This is a genomic window from Veillonella sp. CHU732 (genome assembly GCF_003992085.1).
GTDB lineage: Bacteria > Bacillota > Negativicutes > Veillonellales > Veillonellaceae > F0422.
On the sequence record NZ_RQVC01000001.1, the window covers coordinates 42,167 to 66,170 of the forward strand.

Annotated in this window: 17 protein-coding genes and 1 other RNA gene; 17 read left to right on the forward strand and 1 reads right to left on the reverse strand. The window is 39.7% G+C overall.

The features are described 5' to 3' along the window. From EO121_RS00235 to EO121_RS00260, 6 genes are all read left to right on the forward strand, one after another. A complete protein-coding gene (locus EO121_RS00235) occupies positions 1-819 on the forward strand; it encodes a phosphatidate cytidylyltransferase (RefSeq protein ID WP_127165205.1) in 819 nt (272 codons plus the stop codon). 24 nt (positions 820-843) lie between these two features. Beyond that, complete coding sequence (locus tag EO121_RS00240; protein ID WP_127165206.1) at positions 844-2,004, forward strand: 1-deoxy-D-xylulose-5-phosphate reductoisomerase; 1,161 nt, start codon at positions 844-846, stop codon at positions 2,002-2,004. Next, positions 1,998-3,017 carry an RIP metalloprotease RseP gene (gene rseP / locus EO121_RS00245; protein ID WP_009352762.1) on the forward strand — a complete coding sequence of 340 codons (1,020 nt, stop codon included), beginning with the start codon at positions 1,998-2,000 and terminating at the stop codon, positions 3,015-3,017. The genes EO121_RS00240 and rseP overlap by 7 nt, the downstream gene beginning before the upstream one ends. A gap of 9 nt (positions 3,018-3,026) precedes the next feature. Further along, on the forward strand, positions 3,027-4,103 hold the full coding sequence (gene ispG / locus EO121_RS00250; RefSeq protein ID WP_127165207.1) for a flavodoxin-dependent (E)-4-hydroxy-3-methylbut-2-enyl-diphosphate synthase: 1,077 nt from the start codon (positions 3,027-3,029) through the stop codon (positions 4,101-4,103). A gap of 133 nt (positions 4,104-4,236) precedes the next feature. Continuing rightward, positions 4,237-5,973: a proline--tRNA ligase gene (locus EO121_RS00255; RefSeq protein ID WP_127165208.1), complete on the forward strand. Its 1,737-nt coding sequence runs from the start codon at positions 4,237-4,239 to the stop codon at positions 5,971-5,973. 494 nt (positions 5,974-6,467) lie between these two features. Further along, entirely contained in the window at positions 6,468-10,031 is a 3,564-nt protein-coding gene (locus tag EO121_RS00260; protein ID WP_127165209.1) for an autotransporter outer membrane beta-barrel domain-containing protein, read from the forward strand. A gap of 187 nt (positions 10,032-10,218) precedes the next feature. Here the strand turns inward: EO121_RS00260 and ssrA are convergent. Beyond that, positions 10,219-10,560: a transfer-messenger RNA gene (gene ssrA, locus EO121_RS00265) on the reverse strand. Between the two features lie 129 nt (positions 10,561-10,689). Here ssrA and sigH point away from each other — a divergent pair. Genes sigH through miaA form a run of 11 tightly spaced genes read left to right on the forward strand, consistent with a single transcriptional unit; the run spans position 10,690 to position 23,898 of the window. Then, positions 10,690-11,334, forward strand: a complete 645-nt coding sequence (gene sigH / locus EO121_RS00270; protein WP_127165210.1) for an RNA polymerase sporulation sigma factor SigH — start codon at positions 10,690-10,692, stop codon at positions 11,332-11,334. A 19-nt stretch (positions 11,335-11,353) separates the two neighbouring features. After that, positions 11,354-11,590, forward strand: a complete 237-nt coding sequence (gene secG, locus EO121_RS00275; protein ID WP_126939070.1) for a preprotein translocase subunit SecG — start codon at positions 11,354-11,356, stop codon at positions 11,588-11,590. 55 nt (positions 11,591-11,645) lie between these two features. After that, positions 11,646-14,018, forward strand: a complete 2,373-nt coding sequence (gene rnr / locus EO121_RS00280; RefSeq protein ID WP_127165211.1) for a ribonuclease R — start codon at positions 11,646-11,648, stop codon at positions 14,016-14,018. Beyond that, positions 14,018-14,482, forward strand: coding sequence for an SsrA-binding protein SmpB (smpB, locus tag EO121_RS00285; protein WP_126939072.1), 465 nt, complete (start codon positions 14,018-14,020; stop codon positions 14,480-14,482). The genes rnr and smpB overlap by 1 nt, the downstream gene beginning before the upstream one ends. Positions 14,483-14,495: 13 nt before the next feature. Further along, entirely contained in the window at positions 14,496-15,323 is an 828-nt protein-coding gene (locus EO121_RS00290) for a PHP domain-containing protein (RefSeq protein ID WP_127165212.1), read from the forward strand. Positions 15,324-15,332: 9 nt separating this feature from the next. Next, positions 15,333-16,190 (forward strand): hypothetical protein, encoded by an 858-nt coding sequence (locus tag EO121_RS00295; RefSeq protein ID WP_127068553.1) that lies wholly within the window; start codon positions 15,333-15,335, stop codon positions 16,188-16,190. A 1-nt stretch (position 16,191) separates the two neighbouring features. Further along, positions 16,192-17,502: a tRNA (N6-isopentenyl adenosine(37)-C2)-methylthiotransferase MiaB gene (gene miaB, locus EO121_RS00300; RefSeq protein WP_127165213.1), complete on the forward strand. Its 1,311-nt coding sequence runs from the start codon at positions 16,192-16,194 to the stop codon at positions 17,500-17,502. 14 nt (positions 17,503-17,516) lie between these two features. Next, on the forward strand, positions 17,517-20,117 hold the full coding sequence (gene mutS / locus EO121_RS00305) for a DNA mismatch repair protein MutS (protein WP_127165214.1): 2,601 nt from the start codon (positions 17,517-17,519) through the stop codon (positions 20,115-20,117). Continuing rightward, positions 20,117-22,174 carry a DNA mismatch repair endonuclease MutL gene (mutL, locus tag EO121_RS00310; protein ID WP_127165215.1) on the forward strand — a complete coding sequence of 686 codons (2,058 nt, stop codon included), beginning with the start codon at positions 20,117-20,119 and terminating at the stop codon, positions 22,172-22,174. Before mutS ends, mutL begins: the two co-directional genes overlap by 1 nt. Before the next feature lies 1 nt (position 22,175). Beyond that, complete coding sequence (locus EO121_RS00315) at positions 22,176-22,955, forward strand: class I SAM-dependent methyltransferase (RefSeq protein ID WP_127165216.1); 780 nt, start codon at positions 22,176-22,178, stop codon at positions 22,953-22,955. A 1-nt stretch (position 22,956) separates the two neighbouring features. Next, a complete protein-coding gene (miaA, locus tag EO121_RS00320) occupies positions 22,957-23,898 on the forward strand; it encodes a tRNA (adenosine(37)-N6)-dimethylallyltransferase MiaA (protein ID WP_127165217.1) in 942 nt (313 codons plus the stop codon). Positions 23,899-24,004: the final 106 nt, after the last annotated feature.

Sequence of the window (24,004 nt, forward strand, 5' to 3'; positions counted from 1 at the left end):
ATGTTAAAAACCCGTCTCATCACAGCTTTGATTGGCGTTGTCTTGTTGGCGGTTGCCATCACCTATGGGGGTCAATTTTTTAATCTTGTGATGTCCGTGTTGGCTTTCGTTGGTTGGGTAGAGTGTGTCAGCTTATTTCGTCATATGAAACGCCGTTTGTTACCATTATGGGGACTAATTTATATTGTTCTTGTATGCGGTTCCTTAGTGTTTGGTAACTATCCATTAGCAATATTTCTAGGCGTTTTGGTGATGTTGGCTATGGTCATTGAATATACCTTCTGCAACGGAAAAATAACGCTTCCAGCAGTACAATCTACCATCAGTAGCTTGTTGTATGTCACAAGTGGCTTTATAGCACTGATGGTGTTACGTGATAATAAAATCTATGAAAATACGAGCTATTACGCTGATCAAGATGGGTTCGGTATGGCTGTCATCTGGCTTGTGCTAATCTCTATTTGGGCCAGTGATACATTTGCCTATTTTGTGGGTCGCTCCATTGGTAAACGAAACATCGTACCTAGCATTAGCCCTAATAAAACCTTAGAAGGTTTCATTGGTGGTTTTATTGGCTGTGTCTTGACAGGATGGATTGGCTCTATTTGCTTAGGATTACCAATAAATTTTGGTGTTGGAATAGGTATAATTGTCGGCATATTAGCACCGCTAGGAGATTTATTTGAATCTAAATTAAAACGTGAAGCAAATAAAAAAGATTCCGGTACATTATTGCCTGGTCATGGTGGTGTATTAGATCGTTTTGATAGTCTACTATTTGCGGCACCATTAGTATTAGCATATATTCTTATGCTGTAAAGATTTAATCTTAAGGAGACCTTTATGAAAGCTATAAGTATTTTAGGCTCCACCGGGTCTATAGGAACACAAACGTTAGATGTCATTCGTCAACATCCAGATCAATTTCAAGCAGTGGCACTAGTAACACATAGCAACATTGATTTGCTAGAACAACAAATTACAGAATTTAATCCGATTATGGTGGGCGTTGTAGATGAGCGTGCTTATTCTATACTGAAAAATCGTTATCAAGGACCTACAGAGATTGTAAGTGGCAAGGAAGCCTTGATTGCGGCAGCTATCTTGCCAGAAGCGACAATGGTGGTTACTGCCGTAGTTGGTGCTGCAGGTATTGAACCAACAATGGCTGCGATTCGAGCTAAGAAAATAATTGGTCTTGCTAATAAAGAAACCTTAGTGGCTTGTGGCTCTTTGATTACAAAGGCAGCACAAGACTATGGCGTGTCGATTTTACCCATTGATAGTGAACATAGTGCAATTTTTCAGTGTTTGGAAGGGCAAGATAAAAGTAATGTTGAGAAGTTAATTATTACAGCTTCAGGTGGTGCCTTACGTCATTGGAAGTCAGAAGATTTATATACAGCGACCGCAAAGGATTGCTTGGCACATCCCACATGGAATATGGGAAATAAAATTACCATTGACTCAGCTACATTATTCAATAAGGGATTAGAAGTGATTGAAGCACATTGGTTGTTTGATTTTGATTACGATCATATTGATGTAGTAGTACATCCGCAAAGTATTGTACACTCTATGATTCAAATGAAAGATGGAGCTATTTTGGCACAATTAGGGAATCCAGATATGCGTGAGCCTATCCAATACGCGATGACCTATCCAAAACGATATCCATTACAAATGGAACATTTAGATTTTACTAAGGGTTTAGATCTTCAGTTTATGGCACCTAGGTGGGATGATTTTCCTGCCTTACGGCTCGCTTTCACAGTGGGAAAAGAAGGTGGTTATGCACCTGCTGTATTCAATGCAGCCAATGAAATGGCGGTCTATGCCTTACTGGATGAACGAATTACTTATGGACATATATATGAAGTAGTTTCAACCGTTATTGAACGCATGAACAATGGTGTACCTACATCTATTGATGATGTACTGGCCATGGATGCGTGGGCTAGACAAGAAGCTACTAAAGAAATACAAAGGAGAAGTGCATGTTAATTACAATTTTAGGAGCTGTCTTTGTATTCGGTGTGATTGTTATGATTCACGAATTAGGACATTTTCTAACGGCGAAAGCCTGCGGCATGCGTGTTGATGAATTTGCTATCGGCATTGGCCCTAATGTTATACAAAAACAAAAAGGAGAAACACTTTACTCTTTACGTCTTTTGCCATTAGGTGGATTCAACAAAATTGCTGGTATGGATCCTTCTGAAGATGCAGGTGACCGTGGGTTCAACAGCAAACCTGTATGGCAACGATTTATCGTGATCGCTGCAGGTGCTACATTTAATTTTTTGTTGGCTATTGTGATATACTTTTTTGTATTCGCCTTTCATGGCACCACAATTCCATCTCATGAACCAATTATCGGAGATACCTTAGCAGGAAATCCAGCAGCTACAGCTGGTATCCAAAAAGGAGATAAAATTGTATCCATCAATGGTCAACCCATTACAGAATGGAAAGATATTACAGAGTCTCTGAAAGGCCATAGTAATCATGTAGTATCTGTTACATTAGATAGAAATGGTGAGAGTATATCTACCACTGTCATTCCTCGTGAATCTGGTGATAGAGCCGTTATCGGAATCAATCCAGTATTAGAAGTAAAAGAGTACGGTATTGGTGAATCTGCAGTGCAAGCATTAATACACACTGGATCTACTCTTGCTGATATGGTACAAGGTTTATGGAATATTGTAACAGGGCACAGTAAAGGCGATGTAGCTGGACCTATCGGTGTAGCACAAATGGCAGGGCAAGTAGCACAACATGGTTTTATCAGTTTGCTGTTATTCACTGCCTTATTGAGTTTAAATCTTGGCGTAATCAATTTATTGCCAATTCCTGTACTAGATGGTGGACATTTGGTGTTGTTGATTCTGGAAGGTATTACGGGTCGTAAGCTGCCAGAAAAGGCATTGCAATACATCCAAATGACTGGGGTAGGCCTATTATTGTTAGTGTTTGTATATTCTACATTCCAAGATATTCTAAGACTATTTTAGAGGTATACTATGATAGAACGTAAACCGACAAAAGGTATTCAAGTGGGTACCGTCCATATTGGGAATCACGCACCTGTCAGTATCCAATCCATGATTACTACAAATCCTGTAAAAGTTGAGCAATCTATTGAAGAAATTAATCGCTTGGCTACCGCTGGTTGTGAACTAGTTCGTTTAGCTGTTCCTGATATGGCAGCCGCAAAAGCAATAAAAGATATTAAAGAACGTGCTATGATTCCATTAATTGCTGATATTCATTTTGACTACCGCTTAGCACTACAAGCTATTGATAGTGGTATCGATGGGCTTCGCATTAATCCAGGAAATATTGGTAGTATCGATAATGTGGTAAAAGTTGTGGAAAAAGCGAAACCTAAATTGATTCCTATTCGTATAGGCGTCAATGCTGGTTCTTTACCACAACATGTATTAGATGCCCATGGTGGACATCCTACAGCGGATGGTATGGTGGATACTGCCTTAGAACATATTCGTATCTTAGAATCTTTAGAATATGACCAAATGAAAGTTTCTATTAAAGCTACAGATGTACCTTTAATGATTGAAGCATACCGCAAATTATCCAGTAAAATACCATATCCATTGCATTTAGGCGTCACAGAAGCAGGCACCATCAAACAAGGAACGATTAAATCTGCTATCGGTATTGGAACACTATTAGCAGATGGTATTGGTGATACGATTCGTGTGTCTCTAACGGGAGATCCTATCCATGAGGTAGAAGTAGCAAAAACTATTTTAAGCTCCTTGGTACTTCGTACCTTTGGAGCGACTATGATTTCTTGCCCTACCTGTGGCAGATGCCAAGTCAATTTATTCAATATGGCAGACATTGTTGAAGAAAGATTGAAATCTATAAAAGCACCAATCCGTGTAGCTGTTATGGGCTGTGTTGTAAACGGACCTGGGGAAGCACGAGAAGCTGATTTTGGCATTGCAGGAGGTAAAGGACAGGGTATTATTTTCCGCAAAGGAAAGGTTTTGAAAACGGTGCCGGAACAAGAGTTAGTGGATACCTTATTTGCTGAAATAGATCAATATCTGTTGACACTAGAAGACAAATAAGGAGAGGAAAATTTTGTTTTCTAAAATGAAATACTATCCCTTACTATTAGAATACATGGTATAGTAAATCCATAGTATATAGTTAAGATATTTCCAATACGTATGAATCATATAGAATATAAAGGAGTAAGTTATGTTAGCAAGTTGCTTATATGCACCAACATTACGGGAAATGCCATCCGATGCTGATGTAATTAGCCAACAATTAATGTTGCGCGCTGGCTTTGTTCGCAAAGTAGCTGGTGGTTTATACACCTATTTACCATTAGCGTGGCGCAGTATCCATAAAATTAATGCTATTATCCGTGAAGAAATGGAAGCCATTCACAGCCAAGAAATTATGATGCCTATTCTTCAACCTAGTGAATTATGGGAAGAATCTGGTCGTTGGGCTGCGTACGGTGCAGAAATGATGCGTATTTCTGACCGTCATGGTCGTGAATATTGTTTAGGACCAACTCATGAAGAAATGGTAACTAATTTAGTGCGAGGAGAAGTAAACTCCTATCGTCAATTGCCATTGAGTTTATATCAAATTCAAAATAAATATCGCGATGAACGTCGTCCACGCTACGGATTAATGCGTAGCCGTGAGTTCATTATGAAAGATGCCTATTCCTTTGACATCGACGAAGAGGGTATGAGCAAATCTTTCTGGGATATGTATGAAGCATATAGCAAGATCTTCAAACGTTGTGGCTTAACATGTAAACCAGTAGAAGCAGATAATGGCGCTATTGGCGGTTCTGGTAGTTTTGAGTTCATGGCATTGGCGGAATCTGGAGAAGCAGATGTCATCCACTGTACGAAATGTGATTATGCAGCGAATATTGAAATTGGCCAACCAAAAGCATTGGAAGTGGATGCAGAAGAACCAAAAGCAATGGAAACTGTATCTACACCAGATGCAAAAACAATTCAAGCTGTAGCAGAGATGTTGGAATTACCATTGGAAAAAACAATCAAAGCGGTCGTATACAACATTGAAGGTAAAGTGATTCTTGCCATTGTTCGCGGTGACCATGAAGTGAATGAAATCGCTGTACAACGTGCTGTAGAAGGCGGTATTGAGCCAGAAATGGCTACTCCAGAAGATTTATCTCGTGTAGGATTAACAGCTGGATTCATTAGCCCTGTGGGACTTTCACAATCAGAAGAGTTCGCCATTGTAGTGGATGAAACAGTGATGAATTTACACAATGTATGTGGTGGCGCTAATACAGCAGATGCACATTATATCAATATCAATCCTCACCGTGATTTCAATGTAGACGACATCATCGTGGCACCAATTCGTTTGATTACCTTAGACGATCCATGCCCTAAGTGTGGTGGTCAACTTCGCATCGACAAAGGTATTGAAGTAGGTCAAGTATTCAAATTGGGTACAAAATACTCTGAATCTATGAATGCTACCGTATTGAACCAAGGTGGTCGCCCAACTCCATTCCAAATGGGTTGCTATGGTATCGGTGTAGGACGTACATTGGCAGCTGCTATTGAACAAAGTTATGATGAAAATGGCATCATTTGGCCAGTAGCAATTGCTCCATTTGAGGTTGTCATTGTTCCTATTAATGCAAAAGATGAAGCTTTGATGGAAGTGAGCGAACGCTTGTACAAAGAAATGCAACAGGCAGGTGTGGATGTACTATTGGATGATCGAAAAGACCGCGCTGGTGTGAAATTTAAAGATGCCGACCTTATCGGCTATCCTGTACGTATTACGGTAAGTAAAAATACTATCGAATCTGGGGAAGTAGAATTGCGTGTTCGTAAAGATGGATCCATAAGCACAGTAAAAATCGATGAAGTAACGACTTCTGTACAAGGATTACTTCGCTTGCTAAAAGATGGATATAGTATGTAATGACTCAAATTTAATTGCATAGAGATAGAAAGAACGAACGACTCATTGAGGATTCCTTAATGAGTCGTTTTGTCATAGATAAAAGAGAAAAGAATGCGTATTTTATAGAATCAAATATACTCAAAAGCGTAACTATACGTATACTATTTAGTCATAGTGCATGAAAACTGTATATTACAACTAGATAAAGTGATATAAAAAGAGTAGAATAAAAGTAACTGATTCATACTTTTATTTACAGGTAGTTTATTTCAAGCTTTATGTATCATATATCAATATGAAACGAAGCAAGTTATGGTTAGGCTTAATTACCACGTCTATTGTCTCTATTGTGTGGGGAGCGGAGGGGTTCATTGAAGAAACACCACTGTATACTTTTGCCTATGCAGGAAAGCATCAGGTGAATACACCTATAATGACTTATAAAATGTTACAATCTCTGCAATTTAAGCTAGGTTGGACACATAGATTCAAAAAAAGAGAGGAGAATACGTGTGAAACATAAACATTTAGCATTACTAGTATTGGCGGCGATTCCATTATTAGCTAGAGGGGAAGGCTTTACTGTAGACACGGTAACTCGAAATGATTGGAAAACGGTAGATACGATTTCCCTAGGTGAGAAGTTAGCTAGGAATGGGGGCACTATTACTGAAAATAGTGCTACAAAAATTAAGTATGAGTATAAGTATGCTGATGGCACTATCTTAGGGACGAAAACCAAGTATATAGATGGCGGTAATACGGTTAATGAAATTATCACAAATCGAAATATGACGGCTCCGAATGACATTCGGACGAAACCAACTACGGAAACGACATTAGCGTCGAAAGGGACGATTCATTTCATTCATGTAGATGATGGCACCTCTATTGATTGGCAAGATGGGGTATATGTGTATAACTCCAATAGTAAGCTGGTTGATCGGTCAGAAACGATTCTTAATTTTGATGCGAATACAAATTTTAATGTTACAACCCATAAAACATATCATGGAAAATTTTATCCTATGTTTAATGTGGTAAAAGTAGTCGGAGAAGGTTCGGGTGATGTGACGAAGCCAGTGTCTACGGTGAACTTTTTAAAGAAAGTGACTATGGATACCCACGTGCAAACGATTAATCCTGGAAATTTAAAGTCCTATGAAAAGCGTGTGAATGGATTCTTTCAACAAACGAATCAAGGGGGAGAATCCCATGTGCATTTTCATGATGATTTGACCATGAATATGGAGTCTACTACAAATAATTTGGAAGTGGCTGCGTTCCGCCTAGAAAACAATGGGGAAAATCGGTATCGCACTGTGTCTACTAAGGATACGATTGAAGCCGAAAAAGGTGGATCTAGTCTTATCTTTGATGGAAATGTGACAAGTACTATCTCAGGCAATACGGATACTGAGATGCGATTTTTATCTAATGTGAACTATCATGGCGGTGTTCATGTGACATCAAAAGAAGGAAAGAACTTTGTATCTACCATCACTAACGAATCAGCGAATAACACAAAGAATACATTACATGTCAATACGGATACGGAAAATCATGGTTTCTCCGAGATTACTTTAAAGGCGAATACGGATTTCATCACGAAGAGCGCTGGTGGTACTGTTTGGGGCATGTATGTCAATGCTGAATCCCACGGTGAAAATCGAATCACCCTTGCAGGTGCTAAGAATAATATTTCTACAACCGGTAAAGATGAAGTATATGGCATTGAAGTATCTTCTAGTTTGAATGATACAACTGGGACAACCGATGCTAATGAAAAGCCTAGTAAAAACTCGGTAGACCTACAGAATACAACGGTTACCACAGATTCTACATCCATAGGGAAACCGTGGGTCTACGGTGTGAGAATGAGCGCTGAGAATGGTGAGAATACAGTGAAGATAACCCATAGTGATGTGAAAACAGCATCCAACTACGTGGCTAGAAGTATTGATATAGGATCTGAGAATCAAGGCACAAATACAGTTACCTTAGATACTACGAATATCACTACAAAAGGTGCCTATGCCTATGGCTTGAATCTGGTGAGTGCGAGAAAAGCCGGTGCTGGGAGTAACTCCATTCATTGGAAAGGTAAGAACAGCATTGCCACTGAGGCGATAGCGAATGGATATGGCATACGAGTTGAAAAAGATAAAGCGAATTCGGGAGCTGGTACAACCATAACCTCTGATGCAGATTCGTCGTTAGCGATTAAGGTAGATACAGAAGGATCAGGAACTGGCATCTCACAAATACATAGTAATACGAATAATATAACGAATACTACTTTCAACGGTGATGTATCGATTGTTATGCGTGGTACTGGAAAAGCAAAAGTAGGTGTACTGGCGAGAACTGATGCAGATAGTGATACGAACGCGAATACCATAACTTTCAATAAAAAGTTAAACATTGATGGTAATCCAATAGACCCTGCCTTAGTGGCAGGTGGCAAGAATACAACTATTACTGTATCCGGTAAGGATACGACAACCATAGTAGGTAATGTATTTGCTGCAAATGGAGGCACAGTTGATGTTAACCTATTAACGAAGGACTCCTATCTCATTGGCAAAGCGGACAATGCAGGTACTGGTAACATACATGTGAAAGTAGATGGTGGCAATTATTGGGAAATGACTGATAACTCTAAGATTAATCGATTGGACCTATCTAATGCAGGAGAAGTTCGATTTGGTGATACAGAGGTTCCTCTATCCTTAACTGTAGATACCCTAGCAGGAACGGGTGGTGTACTCCATATGGCTGGCAATGTGGGATCAGGTCATACAGACAAACTCACCATTAAGTCCAGTAGTGAAGGGGAACATGGGATTCATTTCCAAAATATGGCAGATTCCAAATCTACGGGCACAGAAGTGTTGCAATTAGTGGAAAGTTTAGGTAAACCAGAGGATCATAAGGCAGTATTTTCATTACTTAATAAAGATAATCATGTAGCAGTTCCTACAGATGATAAAAAGCCTAGGCTTCCTAAAACTGTCATTGAAAAAGGGGCCTACCTATATACATTAGGCAGACCTACGGATTCAAAAGTTATTTCTATTAATGATGCAAATGTAAATAACTGGTATCTATTCCCTTATGAGGATAATGGTAAGGGTAAATTGACACCAGGGGCACACTCGACCATTCAATTCGATAATTTATTGTATAATTTACACTTAGGCAATATAGAAACATTGGTTCAGCGGTTAGGAGAAATCCATCTTCATAAAGATGTGGAACGGTCTAATACGGTATGGGCTAATTATACGAATGGCAAGTTTGACTCTTCCCATCATGGTGGTTACCAACAACGATACTGGGGACTTAAAGGTGGCTATAATTGGATACATCCACGGGATACGTGGATTCACTATAGTGGTTTTACCGTAGGTATGATGCAATCGACAGCTACTCTTGATGAATACCAAGGCCATGCAAAGTTATCAGGTACTGAGCTTGGTTTCTACTCCACTCGATTGTACAAGGATACTAATGTATATGTAGATCTAGTAGGTAAAGTGAGACGCTCTCATGGTGATTTCAACTTAGTTAACTATTCTAATGAGGCCTTGCGATCAACCACTATGCACACGAACTCATTCTTGGCATCTGTGGAACTGGGAAAACGTAAGTACCGCTCCGGCAAAGATGGAGAAGGTTTATTTATACAACCAGAAGCACAACTGACTTACGAAGCGAGCAAAGGATATAGCATGGATATATCCAATGGATTACATAGCCAGTTAGGATCTATGCACAGCCTAGTAGGTCGCATTGGCGTACGGGCAGGAGTAGATAAGTCATCTGGCACTGCATGGAATCCGTATGTGAAAGTGATGTATGAAAAAGAATTCCTCGGCAATCGAACACTGACATTTAATGAAAGCACTACGCAGCAACTTTCTTACAAAGGTCATTGGTTTACCTACGGCTTAGGCTTCTCCTATATGAATCGAGCTAAGACAGAACAGGTGTACCTTGAGGCGCAACGATCTACCCGTGATCGAGTACGACAAAACTGGCAATTGAAAGTCGGAGTTCGCCATACATTCTAGGAAATTATAAGAAGCCCGTCACGCACTTTGTGAATTTTGAATGGGCAAAAAATGGGCAAAATCACCTAAACTATACGAACACTTACGAACATTTAAAATAGTGTAGAATACTAAAAAACCGCTTATTCATCGTATTCGTGAACACTTACGAACACTTATGAATAAGCGGTTATCTTATTTGGTATTGTGGTGGAGACGAGGGGAGTCGAACCCCTGTCCAAACATGTTGCCCCCTAGACCTCTCCGAGCGCAGTTGATGTTTTAAACTTCGGATAGTGTTTGGACACCAACAACCTAAGCTATCCTAGCTCATAAGATTTAACTAGATCTAATTGAGCAGATAGAACTAGCTAGCCCGTAGTTTGACGCCACATCCCTCTCCACGGGCGAGAGAAGGTGTGACGTAGCTTATGCAGCTAATGCAAAATTTTCTTCTGCGTTTAATTTAAGGTTCACTGATTTATGGTCGAGTGAGACACCAGCTCGCTTTCTAAGATACATCCATACCTGTCGAAACCTTTACGTCCCCATATGTTATTATTGTCTTATAATTATATAGATATATGTTGTGAAAGTCAAATGTAAATATGTACTTTTTTATATAGATAGTGTATACTATTAAATATCATTCCTAGTACAGAGTCACAGGAGGAATCCTATGTCATATGAAACAGAAACAGTAGCTGAGTTTGAACGTTTTTCTTCATTAACTGATGAAGAAATTGTTACTATCTATCAACGTGAGAATAATCATTATGCTACTGATTATATTGTGCAACGATATAAAAATTTTGTTCGATCTAAAGCTAGGTCTTATTTTTTAATGGGTGCTGATAAAGAAGATATTATACAAGAAGGTATGATTGGTTTATATAAAGCAACGCGCGATTTTAATAAAGACCATGAGGTTAGCTTTAAAGCATTTGCTGAATTATGTATTACACGTCAAATCATTTCTGCCATCAAAGGGGCGAGTCGCCAGAAACATATTCCTTTGAACTCATATATCTCTTTAAGTAAGCCGGCCTATGATGACTCAGAACGAACGCTCATTGAAGTGTTAGAAACAGAAAAGAATCTTGATCCTCAAGAAGTAGTCATCAATAGAGAGCAATATGCTCTGATTAAGGAAGTGATGGAGGCTGTTCTTAGTCCTCTAGAGTGGGATGTATTACGTGGATATATGGATGCCAAGTCGTATCAAGAAATGGCAGAAGAACATCATCGTTCTGTAAAATCCATTGATAATGCATTGCAGCGAGTTAAGAAAAAAATGGAAGTTTACTTCGGTCATAACCGTTAATACAGAAAGGAAGAGATTCATGAGAGATTTTTTAATGGTTGTTGAAATTATTATTTCTATTCTTTTAATTGTGGTAGTAGTAGCACAAACTGGTAAAAGTGCTGGTATGGGCGGTGCTGTTTCCGGCGCAGCAGATTCCGTATTTGGTGGTAAAGAGCGTGGCGTAGATGGATTTTTATCACGTTGTACGGTGATTCTTGCTACTTTGTTCGTATTAGTTAGTCTAGCTTTAGATTTAGTGTTAAGTTCTTATTAATACATAAAAAACCCTACCCTATGGTAGGTTTTTTTTATAGAAATACTGAGGTACTATGAGAGAAGAAATATTAGGATTTTTTAGAGATATATGGCCTGAATCCTATCATATCGAAGATGTTCCTTTCATCTTAGGTTATAAAGGCGAAGAGATTCAGGCTTATTTTTCTGTATTACATGAGTTAGAAGAAGAAGGATGCATTCGTATCAAAGACGGTGAATATGGGTCCTATCAAAAAACAGAAGATACGAAATTGATTGGTATCTATAAAGCCAGTAAAAAAGGATTTGGATTTGTTATACCTTCGGAAGGTAATTTGCCAGATGTATTCATTCCCAATGGTTGTGCAGGGACAGCTATGCATGATGATGAAGTAGAATATATTATCAAGCGAAAAGGTACGAGTGAACGAAATGCAGAAGGTATCATCCGTCGTGTTGTGACTCGAAATACAACTCGTGTAGTAGGTATATTTGAACGACTTCCTAAAAGTGGCTTTGTGACACCTCATAATGAACGATTAGGTGAGGATATTTATATTCCTTTAGAATGTACTATGGATGCACGAAGTGGTGCCACCGTAGTAGTTGAATTGACAGCTTGGCCAGAGGAACATCGCAAAGCAGAAGGCAAAATTGTGGAAATTGTAGGGGATAGTTCTACACCGGATTTAGATGTATTGTCCGTGATGGCTACCTTTGATTTGCCAAAAGAGTTTCCAAAAGATGTGCAAGAAGAGGCCCGGAAGATTTCTTTCACAGTTACTGACGAATCAGACCGACTAGATTTACGACATATAGAAATGATCACCATCGATGGTGAAGATGCGAAGGATTTAGATGATGCTGTGCATGCGAAAGTATTGGATAATGGCAATATTGAATTGGGGGTTCATATTGCAGACGTCAGCCACTACGTGCCAGCTGGGTCAATCATTGACCAAGAGGCATACCGCCGTGGCACCAGTGTATATTTGGTGGACCGTGTCATCCCTATGTTACCGGTGGAGCTATCAAACGGTATTTGCTCGTTGCAAGCTAAAGAAGATCGCTATGCTATGTCCTGTATTATGGAAGTAAGTCCTCAAGGTAAAGTGTTGCACTATTCTATAAAGCCATCCATTATTCATATCACTCGTCGTTGTAGCTACAAGGAGATTTACTTAGCCTTAGAAGAGAACATTATTCCTGATGATTTGGCACCTCTCATGGATATGGTACGAACTTTGGAAACATTGGCATACCAATTGATAAAGATGCGCCAACAAGCTGGGGCCATAAGTTTTGAGCTTCCAGAGTATAAAGTTCTCTTAGATGCTACGGGCATTCCTCAACGAATCATACGAAAAGATAGAACCATTGCAGAAAAATTAATTGAACAATGCATGCTGTTGGCCAATGAAACGGTGGCAACTTTCCTTAGTGAACGTTTGGACACATCCATATATCGTATTCACGAAGATCCAAAGGATGCTAAGTTAGAGCAACTTATTACTGTCCTACATCATTCTGGATATCCTGTGAAATTACCAAGCAAGGTTGAGCCTAAGCATATTGAAGAATTATTGCAATCTATCAGCGGTACAGAGATTGAACCGGTGGTACAGATCATGGTACTTCGTTCCATGCAACAAGCGAAATACAGCTCGGAACATATTGGGCATTTTGGGTTAGCATCTGACACATATACCCATTTTACATCACCCATCCGTCGCTATCCAGACTTGATGATTCATCGACTCTTGCGCTATGTATTGGGTGGCAAGCCAAAACGACTTGCATCTATCGCTGATGAAGCATACTTAACACATGGAGCCACTCATTGCTCAGAGCGTGAACAAATCGCCACAGAAGCAGAACGTGAAACCTTGGACATGAAAAAGGTCCAGTATATGGCACAATATGTAGGTGAAAGTTTCGAAGGACATGTAAGTTCCATTACTGCCTTTGGTTTATTCATTGAACTTGACAATGGCGTGGATGGTTTAGTTCCATATAATTTGATGGATGATGACCATTATGTCTTTGATGAACCGCATTATATGGCTTATGGAAGAAGAAGCGGTAAAGAGTATCATTTAGGAACCCCTGTTACTGTGACTCTTATTAAGGCTGATATAGAACTTAGACAAATTGATTTTGTCATTGGAGAGGTAGAATACATCGATGGCTACTTACGGAGAGGTCAAGAAAGGAAACAATCCCTTTCTAGACCACAAAGGAAAAATAGATCACCGTATAAAAAGAAAAAAGATGAGAAACGAAATAATCGAGATAGACAAACTCATGATATAATAGAAACGACAGGTACCACGAAAGCGGTAGAGCAAATGCTACGCAAGCTGGATACAAAAAAGAAAACAGCGTTTTATGAAACGATACATAAAAAAAGTCATCGTAAACAAGGAAAGAAACAGAGGAAACGGTAATGGCGAAAGATAACAATGCATTAATTGTAGATAATCGCAAAGCTAGACATGACTTTCACATTCATGAAACCTATGAAGCAGGGATTGCCCTTACGGGAACGGAAGTGAAATCCATTCGAGCTGGTCGCATCAATTTAAAAGATAGTTTTTGTCGCATTGAAAATGGTGAACTTTTCTTATACCAAGTACATATCAGTAAATACGAGCAAGGCAATCAATTTAATCATGAGCCAGAACGGACACGTAAATTGCTTATGCATAAACGGGAGATTCATAAATTATTAGGGCAAGTAAAAGAAAAAGGTTACTCTTTGATTCCCTTGAACTTTCACTATAGTCATGGATATGTTAAAGTCACTATTGGCCTTGTAACAGGTAAGAAAAATTACGATAAACGACAAGATATGGCGGAGCGAGATGCAAAACGAGATATTCAGCGTCGTATGAAAGAACAAAATCGTTAGGAAAGGAGGGTCTATGTTAGTCGATTTCCACATGCATACGAATGTATCAGACGGTACGTATATGCCAAGAGATTTAGTGGCATTAGCAAAAGAAAAACAAATACAAGCAATGTCTATTACGGATCATGATGAAGTTGGTGCCTACGGGCAATTAACAAATGAGGATAGAACAGGGATTCAAATCTATCATGGTTGTGAGTTTAGCACCTATTATCATGAAAAAGAAGTGCACGTATTGGGATATCAATTTTCCTTAGACCATCCGGAACTACAGGATTATATTTCTCACTTTAAAGAAGTGCGTCGTTCTAGAATCCATAAAATGGTGGATAAATGTGCCGAGGCAGGCTATGACATTTCCTATGAGGAATTGGTGAATACCTTTACTGATGCTGTGTCCTTTGGCCGCCCTCATATTGCGCAATTACTCATTGCTCACGGCTATGTGAAAACTGTAGGGGAAGCCTTTGATACCATGTTAAACCCCAATGGTCCTTGCTTTGTGCCGAAGGAAAAGTATGCGCCCCAACAGGCTATCGATTTGATTCATCGTGCTGGTGGCATCGCTGTATTAGCGCATCCTAAATTAGTGGAAAATGACACCTATGTACATGAATTATTAGAATTGCCTTTTGATGGTGTGGAGGTCTATCATTCTAGCCATTCTGCCGAGGATAGTGCTAAATACCATCAATTTGCCACTGATAAGGGATTGTTAATCTCCGGTGGATCTGACTTTCACGGCATACAAGATCGATTTCCTGAAAGTATCGGCCTTGGAGAATATGAAATACAAAGTGAGTGGGTATCAGAGTTTATAAAAGCCTTACAAGGCGCATAGAGGTGTAGTATGGATGTAATCGCATTTATTGGCCCTAGCGGAACAGGTAAAAGTCATAGAGCATTGGTGGTGGCCCATGAACACCACGCATCTTGTATTATCGATGACGGCATTTTAATTCATAATAATCGCATTGTGGGCGGTTTTTCTGCTAAAAAAGAAGAAAATCGTATTAAAGCTGTTCGTCGTGCTATCTTTCAAGATAAAAAACAGGTGGAAAGTGTGCGAAAAGCACTGGATGAGATTCAACCAGAACGCCTTATGATATTGGGCACATCGGAAAATATGATTGGAAAAATTACGAAGGCCTTGGGAATCCCTGGCCCGTCCTATTATATTCATATTGAAGATGTAGCTAGCCCGAAGGATATTGAAAAAGCACAACATGCCAGATTGAAAGAGGGAAAACATATTATTCCCGTTCCATCCGTGGAGTTAAAACCTCACTTTAAAGGCTTTTTAATTGATCCTATTAAATCATTCTGGCGCAGAACTAGATTGTCTACGAAGCAAGATGAAGGATGGGAAAAATCTGTAATTCGCCCAGCTTTCAGCTATTATGGCAAACTAGTTTTTGAAGATGCAGTGATTCAAGCGCTTATCAAGAATAGCATTGAAAAATCCCCAGGTGTGACAGATGTGCGAAGTATGGATATCAAAAAGAGCAAGGAAGTCACCAATGGGTTAATCTTACAAATTGACGTTACGGTTATGCTCGGATTCGTTGTCAAGGAAATCATGGATACCTTGCAAAAAACGATACGTCAAGAAATCGAATATATTACAGGCATGTCCATCGAGCGACTTGCTATTAAGGTAGGTGGCACCATTGAGCCATCAAAAGTAAAATACAAGCATAAGGAGTAATATGAAGTCATACTATATTTATACATACGGTTGTCAAATGAATGAAAGTGATTCTGAACGATTAGCTCATCAATTAGAGTCTGTTGGATATGTACCTACAGAAGATGTAGATTCTTCGGATTTGATTATTTTAAATACTTGTTGCGTTCGTGAAACGGCGGAAAATAAAATTTATGGTCGCATTGGCGAGTTAAAACATTTGAAAGAAAAGAATAAAAACTTAATCATTGCGATTACGGGCTGTATGGCACAGAAGAACCAAGCAGATATGTTTAAACGAGCTCCTCATATTGATATCGTATTAGGCACGCATAATATCCAACATATCAATGAAATGGTAAAAGAAGTGCAACGTACAAAAAAACGTCAAGTCAATGTAGAAATGGATAACACTGTATTACCAGAACTGGCGGCGAAACCAAATGGTACTTTCTTTGCGTGGGTACCAATTATGAATGGTTGTAATAAGTTTTGTACCTACTGTATCGTACCCCATGTGCGGGGCCGTGAAATTAGCCGTCCTGTAGAATCCATTGTGAAGGATGTGCGTGAACTAGGTGAAAAGGGCTTTAAAGAAATCACTTTGTTGGGACAAAATGTAAACTCCTATGGTTTGGATTTTAAAGATGGTACAGACTTTGGTACTTTAGTAGATGCCTTAGATGGTATTCCAGGTATCGAGCGTATTCGTTATATGACAAGCCATCCCCAAGATATGACGAAAAGCATGGTAGATGCCTTAGGTCGTTCTTCTAATATTGTGACACAATTGCATTTACCAGTGCAGTCTGGATCTGACAATATTTTGAAACGCATGAATCGTCATTATTCTGTGGAACAATATAAAGAGTTGTTGCAATATTGCCGTGAAAAAATTGATGGAGTTACTATCACAACAGATATTATTGTTGGATTCCCTGGAGAAACCGAGGAAGATTTCCAACAAACATTGCAATTATTGAAAGATGTACGGTATGACATGGCGTTTACTTTCATCTATTCCAAACGCTCCGGCACACCAGCGGCGGAATTTGAAGAGCAAGTGCCAGAGGAAGTGAAACGTGTTCGTTTACAAGCCTTGATGGACGTGCAAAATGAGATTTCCTTGGAGCTTAACCAAGCCATGGAAGGAAAAGTGTACGATATCATTGTAGAAGGACCAAGCCGTACTGATGAAAACATGTGGTTTGGACGTACGTCGGGTAATAAAATGGTCCTATTCCCTAAACAAGAGTCTCTAAAAATCGGGGATACTATCGATGTGCGCATCGATAAAGGACAAACTTGGGTATTATACGGCACGGTACTATAGAAAGGAGTTAGCAGATGGGCAAGAAACAAACGCCTATGATGGAGCAGTATTTTAGTATTAAAGCTCGCTATGAAAAGGAACTATTATTTTTTCGGTTAGGTGACTTTTATGAGCTTTTTTACGACGATGCTATCACCGCATCACGAGAATTGAATATAACCTTAACAGGTCGCAATGCTGGTGAAGAAGATAAAGCTCCTATGTGTGGCGTTCCCTTCCATTCTGCGGAATCCTATATTGAAAAACTCATCAGTAAAGGCTACAAGGTAGCCATTTGTGAACAAGTGGAAGATCCTAAAGAAGCAAAAGGCATTGTAAAACGTGATGTCATCCGTGTCATCACACCAGGTACAGTACTCAGTGAAAATGGTACGAAAGATGGAGAAAATAACTTTTTAGCCTTGACCTATGAAACAGGGGGGCAGCGCATTGTGTTGTTCACAGATATCACTACTGGTGAAGTGATTTGGGAACGCATGGATTGCGGTAGTGAAAGTTCTTTATTTGATGCTTTCACCATGTACCAACCAAAAGAGCTTATCCTAGCTGGTAGTAGTGAATTACCTCCTAGTATCCAAGAATTTTTAACACGTCAAATGTCAGGCATAGCCTTGTCTCCGTTCACGCCTGCAGAAACTATGGATAGTATTCGTCTAAAAGGTCGTGAACATTTTTCTGATGCTGGCTTGCTAGAAGAAGATGTATTAGAAGCCTTAGGTTATGTCATTCTCTATTTACAAGATATTATTAAAACAGATACGTCTCACATTAATTATGTGCACCAACTATCTGTTGGAGACCGCATGATATTGGACACATCTTGTTTGCGCCATTTGGAGATTACAAGAAATGTTCGAGATGGATCTAAAAAAGGTACGCTCCTAGATGTACTAGATAAAACATTAACCCCTATGGGGGCTCGCATGTTGAAACAGTGGATTGAACATCCTTTAATGGATATCCATCGCATCGTGCGCCGTCAAATGGGCATAGGTGAATCTATTGATAATCCGACCATGCGCAGTCAACTGCGTTCTTTACTGACTTCTGTCTATGATTTTGAACGCATTCTAAGCCGTGTAGAAACGGGGAGTGTGTCTCCTAGAGATTTTGCCTCCTTACGAGAATCTTTGCGGGTCTTACCGATGATTCAAGAGGTAATACAACATTGTACCTCTAATATTCTTCAAGACTGTCACAGTATCATTCATACTCATGATGACCTATGTGACCTCTTAACACGTGCTATCGTGGATCAGCCGTCGTTGGCGTTGAAAGATGGTCATGTCATCCGTGATGGATACAGTGCAGAATTAGATGAATTACGTTCTTTGGCTACCAATAGTCAAGAGTGGTTACATCGCTTAGAAGAAGAGGCGAAACAAGCTACAGGAATTCGTCTAAAAACAGGATACAATAAAGTATTCGGATACTATTTTGAAGTATCCCAAGGGCAAGTGGGTCTCGTACCAGATTATTTCATTCGTAAGCAAACCTTAACCAATGCAGAGCGCTATATTACGCCAGAGCTCAAAGAATTTGAAATAAAAATGCTCAATGCAAAAGAGCAGATTCAAAAGTTGGAATATTCTTTGTATCAAGACTTGCGCCTTAAGGCAAAAGAAAATATTAAAGAAATCCAAGAGACAGCTCGTGGCATTGCCCAATTAGACGTGATTTTGAGTTTAGGGGAAGTAGCTTTCACCAACAAATATGTATGTCCTACTATCGTGACCAATGGAGCCATTTCCATCAAGGATGGTCGCCATCCAGTGATTGAAACCTTGCTGAAACAAGAATTATTCATTCCTAATGATGTGGTGTTGAACCATTCCGAAGAAGAATTTATCCTCATCACAGGTCCTAACATGGCAGGTAAATCGACATACATGCGTCAAGTGGCTTTGCTCATGATTATGGCGCAGATTGGCTCATTTATTCCTGCAAGAGAAGCTACCATTGCTCCTGTAGATAGAATTTTTACACGAGTCGGTGCCAGTGATGATATTTCCACAGGCCAAAGTACTTTCATGGTGGAAATGAAAGAAGTATCCTATATCTTAGAACACGCAACGTACAACAGTCTAGTCATCCTCGATGAAATCGGACGTGGTACTTCTACCTTTGATGGCCTTAGCATTGCTCGTGCCGTAGTGGAGCACATTTGTGAAACCATCCACTGTAAAAGTTTGTTTGCCACGCATTACCACGAGTTGATTGAACTGGAAGACCAATATAGTAAACTGAAAAACTATACGGTAGCCGTTAAAGATAAAGGCAATGATGTGCTATTTTTGCGCCGCATTGTAAAAGGCGGGGCAGACCGCAGTTATGGTATCCATGTGGCTAAATTGGCAGGTCTTCCTAAGGCTGTCCTAGATCGAGCTAACACAATTCTATCTCATTTGGAGGATGGAAAAGTAGTATCGGAAGCAGCGCCTAAGAAAAAAGAAAAACAAAGTGTTACAGGCCCTCTATTCGGGAGTGGTGATTTATTTACACAACCTGTTCTGGATCAGTTATTAAAGCTAGACATAATGAGTATGACACCCATAGAGGCCATCAGTGAATTATATCGTTTACAGGAAGAGGCGAAACAAGGAGGTGGCAAGTAATGCCAACCATTCATGTCCTAGATGAAACGACTATTAATCAGATAGCAGCTGGCGAAGTGGTAGAACGCCCTGCCTCTGTTATCAAAGAGTTAGTAGAAAATGCTATCGATGCAGGGGCTACTTCCATTGAAGTAGAAATTGCAGAAGGTGGCATTGAATATATGCGTATCACCGACAATGGGTGCGGTATGTCAGAAGTAGATGCACGGTTAGCCGTATTGCGTCATGCTACTAGTAAAATTCGCAGTGCTGACGATTTGTATGATATCGCCTCATTAGGGTTCCGTGGGGAAGCTATTGCTAGCATCGCCTCCGTTTCCAAGTTTACCTTGCGTACACGACAAGAAACAGATGATATGGGTACACAGATTTACATAGAAGGTGGTCATATGGTGGACTGTGATCCATGTGGTACATCGGTGGGTACTTCCATTGAGGTGAAAGATTTATTTTATAACACCCCTGCTCGTAGAAAGTTTTTAAAATCTACACGAACAGAGGCGAATAAAATCCAAGATATGATTGGTAAATTGTCTCTTAGCCATAACCATATAGCCTTTAAATGCATCGTGGATAATCGTGTAACCATCATGACACCAGGAAATGGAAATATGGTGGATACCATCGCTGCTTTATACGGATTTAAAGTCAGTGAAGACGTATTTCCCATTGCTTATGAGGCGGAAGGTATTTATGTGGAAGGTGTGGTCAGCAAACCAACGGTACTAAAAAGTAGTCGTCAATGGCAGACGACCATCGTAAACCAACGTGTCATTTCCGACAAAGCTATCTATAAGGCTATCGATACGGCATACCATGCCCTATTACCGAAAGGTGGCTATCCCTTGGTAGTGTTACAAATCGTAGTACCTCCAGGGACCATAGATATCAATGTACATCCACGAAAAAGCGAAGTGAAATTCTCTGATGATAAGCCGGTTTTTAAAGCAGTGTATAATAGTATTTTACAAGCTTTAGAACATCCGACTCATCACACGACTAGTCAGCAAGAAGAAACTATTGCTACAGCTATCGACTACGATAAAGTATTCACTGGACGTTCCCAAGGATTTACAGTGATGCGTGAAAAAACAGAGGCTCTCGTGGATACGATTCGTCAAAAGGGATATACAGCGCCACAGCGCACAGTGTATGAGCAAGGTAACTTTAACGAAACCCTAGATGTGAATGAAAACTTTGTCCCTAAAAGTTACACTCAGGAAGACAAAGATCGATTCAGAGCAATCCGTGAATCGCGGCCTAATTTAGTGCCAAGTTCTGTAGAACCTTATATGAATCAGCTTGGAAATGAATCCATATCTGTAGATCTAAATGCAGCACAAGGAGTAGCAGGTGATTCCATACCTGGAGGTCTAACTACAGCACAAGGAGTAGCAGGTGATTCTCACAGTGGGGGAGCTATTGGGATAGATGATTCCCATGATACACATCATAGTAATTCATACAATACTAGTAATACAGCAACTAATCATGGACTACTTCCTATGGGACAAGTGGCCTCCTGCTATATTTTGGCGAAAAAAGGTGATGATTTATACATTATCGACCAACATGCAGCGCATGAACGTGTGCGCTATGACAAACTATGCAAATCATCCGAGTCCATTCCTATGCAGGAATTATTGATGCCTATACACATGGATGTTAGCGAGGAAGAATTAACATTGGCGGAAGAACAGCGTGACACTTTGTTAGATTTAGGATTCCAAGTAGACCAAGGGGGCCCCACTTCCTTACGTATTGATGGTCATCCTGTGGATATTATTGAAAGTAAAGTTCCAGAGATTTTACAATACGTATTTTCCTATATGCATGATCATCAAAGTCCAAGTGCGGCGCAATTACGTCATGAAATGTTAGCCTATGCCTCCTGTCGTGGAGCTATTAAAGCAGGACATAATCTAAACTTGGTACAAATTGATGCTTTACTACAAGACCTGTTCAGCACGGAAAAGCCCTATGTGTGCCCTCATGGACGACCTACGATCATTAAATTTACACCAGACGAATTAGGAAAATTATTTTTACGGAGTTAATATGTATCTCATTAGCACAAGTTCAAAGACAAATGCATATCTCATTGAACAGGCTAAGGAGCTAAGTCGACTCCTGCAAATGCCATATGTGCCACGAAAGCATCATTCTGTAGAAGAATTATTAGATGCACATCATTGTGCGGGTGCCTTAGTAGTGACCAAGGAAGGTCCTTCTTTTGTAACAAAAGAGGGAATACCTCATCAATTTCATCTGTCTATGGCACATTTGCGCTTGTTAGAAATCGACCGTGGACATACAGACCATCTTCTGCGAGCTATCGGCTATGAAACGGTCACATCTGTTTTAGATTGTACTGCCGGCTTAGGCTCCGATAGTGCTATTATCAGCTATGGTTGTCCACAGTTAACACGTCATACGGCTATTGAAGGACATCCTATCTTAGGATATATTACAAATTACGGATTTCGACACTTTCAACATAAAAATCCAAGTGTAACAGAGGCGTTGCGCCGTATTCAATTGGTCATTTGTAATTATCAGGATTTTTTAAACCAGACAGAACCTAATCAGTATGACGTTATCTATTTGGACCCTATGTTTGAAAATCCTGTTTATGAAAGTCCTCAGTTTCTGCAGTGGCGTGGTCATTTACTAGAATCTAAAATAAGTTCAAACATTGTAGAACTCGGCTTGGAGAAATCGAAACGTTTGGTTATTAAAGAGCGCAAAGGCAGTCGTCTATTCAAAGACATTCCACCCATAGAAATGGTGGGTGGTAAATATAGTTCCATTGCCTATGGTATCTATGAAAGGAGGTAAGATGAACCAGTTAATTACTATTTTGGGGCCTACCGCAGTAGGCAAAACAGCCCTTACCTTGCGGATGGCGGAAACCTTACAATCTCCTGTATTATCTGGAGATGCTTACCAAATCTATAAAGGGTTGACCATTGGCACTGCCAAGCCTACCCTTGAAGAATTGGACAGAGTGCCTCACTATTTTATTGATACCCATGAGCCTAATGACTCGTATAGTGTGGCAGAGTTCAATGCGCAAGCTAACACTGTTATAGAGGCCGTTAACAAAAACGGTAAGATTCCCATCTTATCTGGTGGTACAGGGCTTTATGTACAATCCTTGCTAGAGGGATATGACTTTTTAGATGTACCTCGCAATGAAAGTTTGCGCCTTGAGTTAGATAATATCTTTGACACCTCTGGATTAGAAGGTTTGCAAGCCTATGCCAATGAATTGGCTGAAAAAGAAGGTCTCACATTACCATTTCAAGATAAACATCGCCTATACCGTGCGATTGAGTGCGTACTAGCTGGTGAGGGATATGCCTTATTAACGCCATCAAAAGAAGGATTAGTCTTTCATGGTCCTGTCATCGGCTTAGAACGGTCCAGAGAAGAACTATACGAACGGATTAACCTTCGAGTAGAGTATATGATTCGAGATGGCTTATTTGAGGAAGTAGAACAGCTGTTAGAAGCTGGCGTACAACCAGATTCACAGGCTTTCAAAGGCATTGGATATAAAGAGATTATTCCTTACTTTCACAGGGAATATTCAAAAGAACGAGCTATTGAATTAGTACAACAACATACGCGACAATTTGCAAAGCGACAAATTACGTGGTATAAACGAATGCCGTATATTCAGTGGATTCATATTACACCGAATCGTAGTGAAGAAAGTATTTATGAGGAAGCTATGGAACTAGTTCAAGCTAGTTTAAAGATAAAACTAAATGACTAGAATAAACTAGCAATGATTGATTGACCATATATTTCCGTTATATAGTTTAGAAAAATTTCAAATATAACATAGATATGTATAGTTAACGTATGAGGCGTATATATCA

What these genes read in the sequence shown, in the direction of transcription:
- smpB (WP_126939072.1), top strand. Translation starts at nt 14,018, where the DNA reads ATGGCGAAAGATAACAATGCATTAATTGTAGATAATCGCAAAGCTAGA.
- ispG (WP_127165207.1), top strand. Translation starts at nt 3,027, where the DNA reads ATGATAGAACGTAAACCGACAAAAGGTATTCAAGTGGGTACCGTCCAT.
- miaB (WP_127165213.1), top strand. Translation starts at nt 16,192, where the DNA reads ATGAAGTCATACTATATTTATACATACGGTTGTCAAATGAATGAAAGT.
- EO121_RS00295 (WP_127068553.1), top strand. Translation starts at nt 15,333, where the DNA reads ATGGATGTAATCGCATTTATTGGCCCTAGCGGAACAGGTAAAAGTCAT.
- mutL (WP_127165215.1), top strand. Translation starts at nt 20,117, where the DNA reads ATGCCAACCATTCATGTCCTAGATGAAACGACTATTAATCAGATAGCA.
- EO121_RS00235 (WP_127165205.1), top strand. Translation starts at nt 1, where the DNA reads ATGTTAAAAACCCGTCTCATCACAGCTTTGATTGGCGTTGTCTTGTTG.
- EO121_RS00240 (WP_127165206.1), top strand. Translation starts at nt 844, where the DNA reads ATGAAAGCTATAAGTATTTTAGGCTCCACCGGGTCTATAGGAACACAA.
- EO121_RS00315 (WP_127165216.1), top strand. Translation starts at nt 22,176, where the DNA reads ATGTATCTCATTAGCACAAGTTCAAAGACAAATGCATATCTCATTGAA.
- mutS (WP_127165214.1), top strand. Translation starts at nt 17,517, where the DNA reads ATGGGCAAGAAACAAACGCCTATGATGGAGCAGTATTTTAGTATTAAA.
- EO121_RS00255 (WP_127165208.1), top strand. Translation starts at nt 4,237, where the DNA reads ATGTTAGCAAGTTGCTTATATGCACCAACATTACGGGAAATGCCATCC.
- EO121_RS00290 (WP_127165212.1), top strand. Translation starts at nt 14,496, where the DNA reads ATGTTAGTCGATTTCCACATGCATACGAATGTATCAGACGGTACGTAT.
- sigH (WP_127165210.1), top strand. Translation starts at nt 10,690, where the DNA reads ATGTCATATGAAACAGAAACAGTAGCTGAGTTTGAACGTTTTTCTTCA.
- miaA (WP_127165217.1), top strand. Translation starts at nt 22,957, where the DNA reads ATGAACCAGTTAATTACTATTTTGGGGCCTACCGCAGTAGGCAAAACA.
- rnr (WP_127165211.1), top strand. Translation starts at nt 11,646, where the DNA reads ATGAGAGAAGAAATATTAGGATTTTTTAGAGATATATGGCCTGAATCC.
- rseP (WP_009352762.1), top strand. Translation starts at nt 1,998, where the DNA reads ATGTTAATTACAATTTTAGGAGCTGTCTTTGTATTCGGTGTGATTGTT.
- secG (WP_126939070.1), top strand. Translation starts at nt 11,354, where the DNA reads ATGAGAGATTTTTTAATGGTTGTTGAAATTATTATTTCTATTCTTTTA.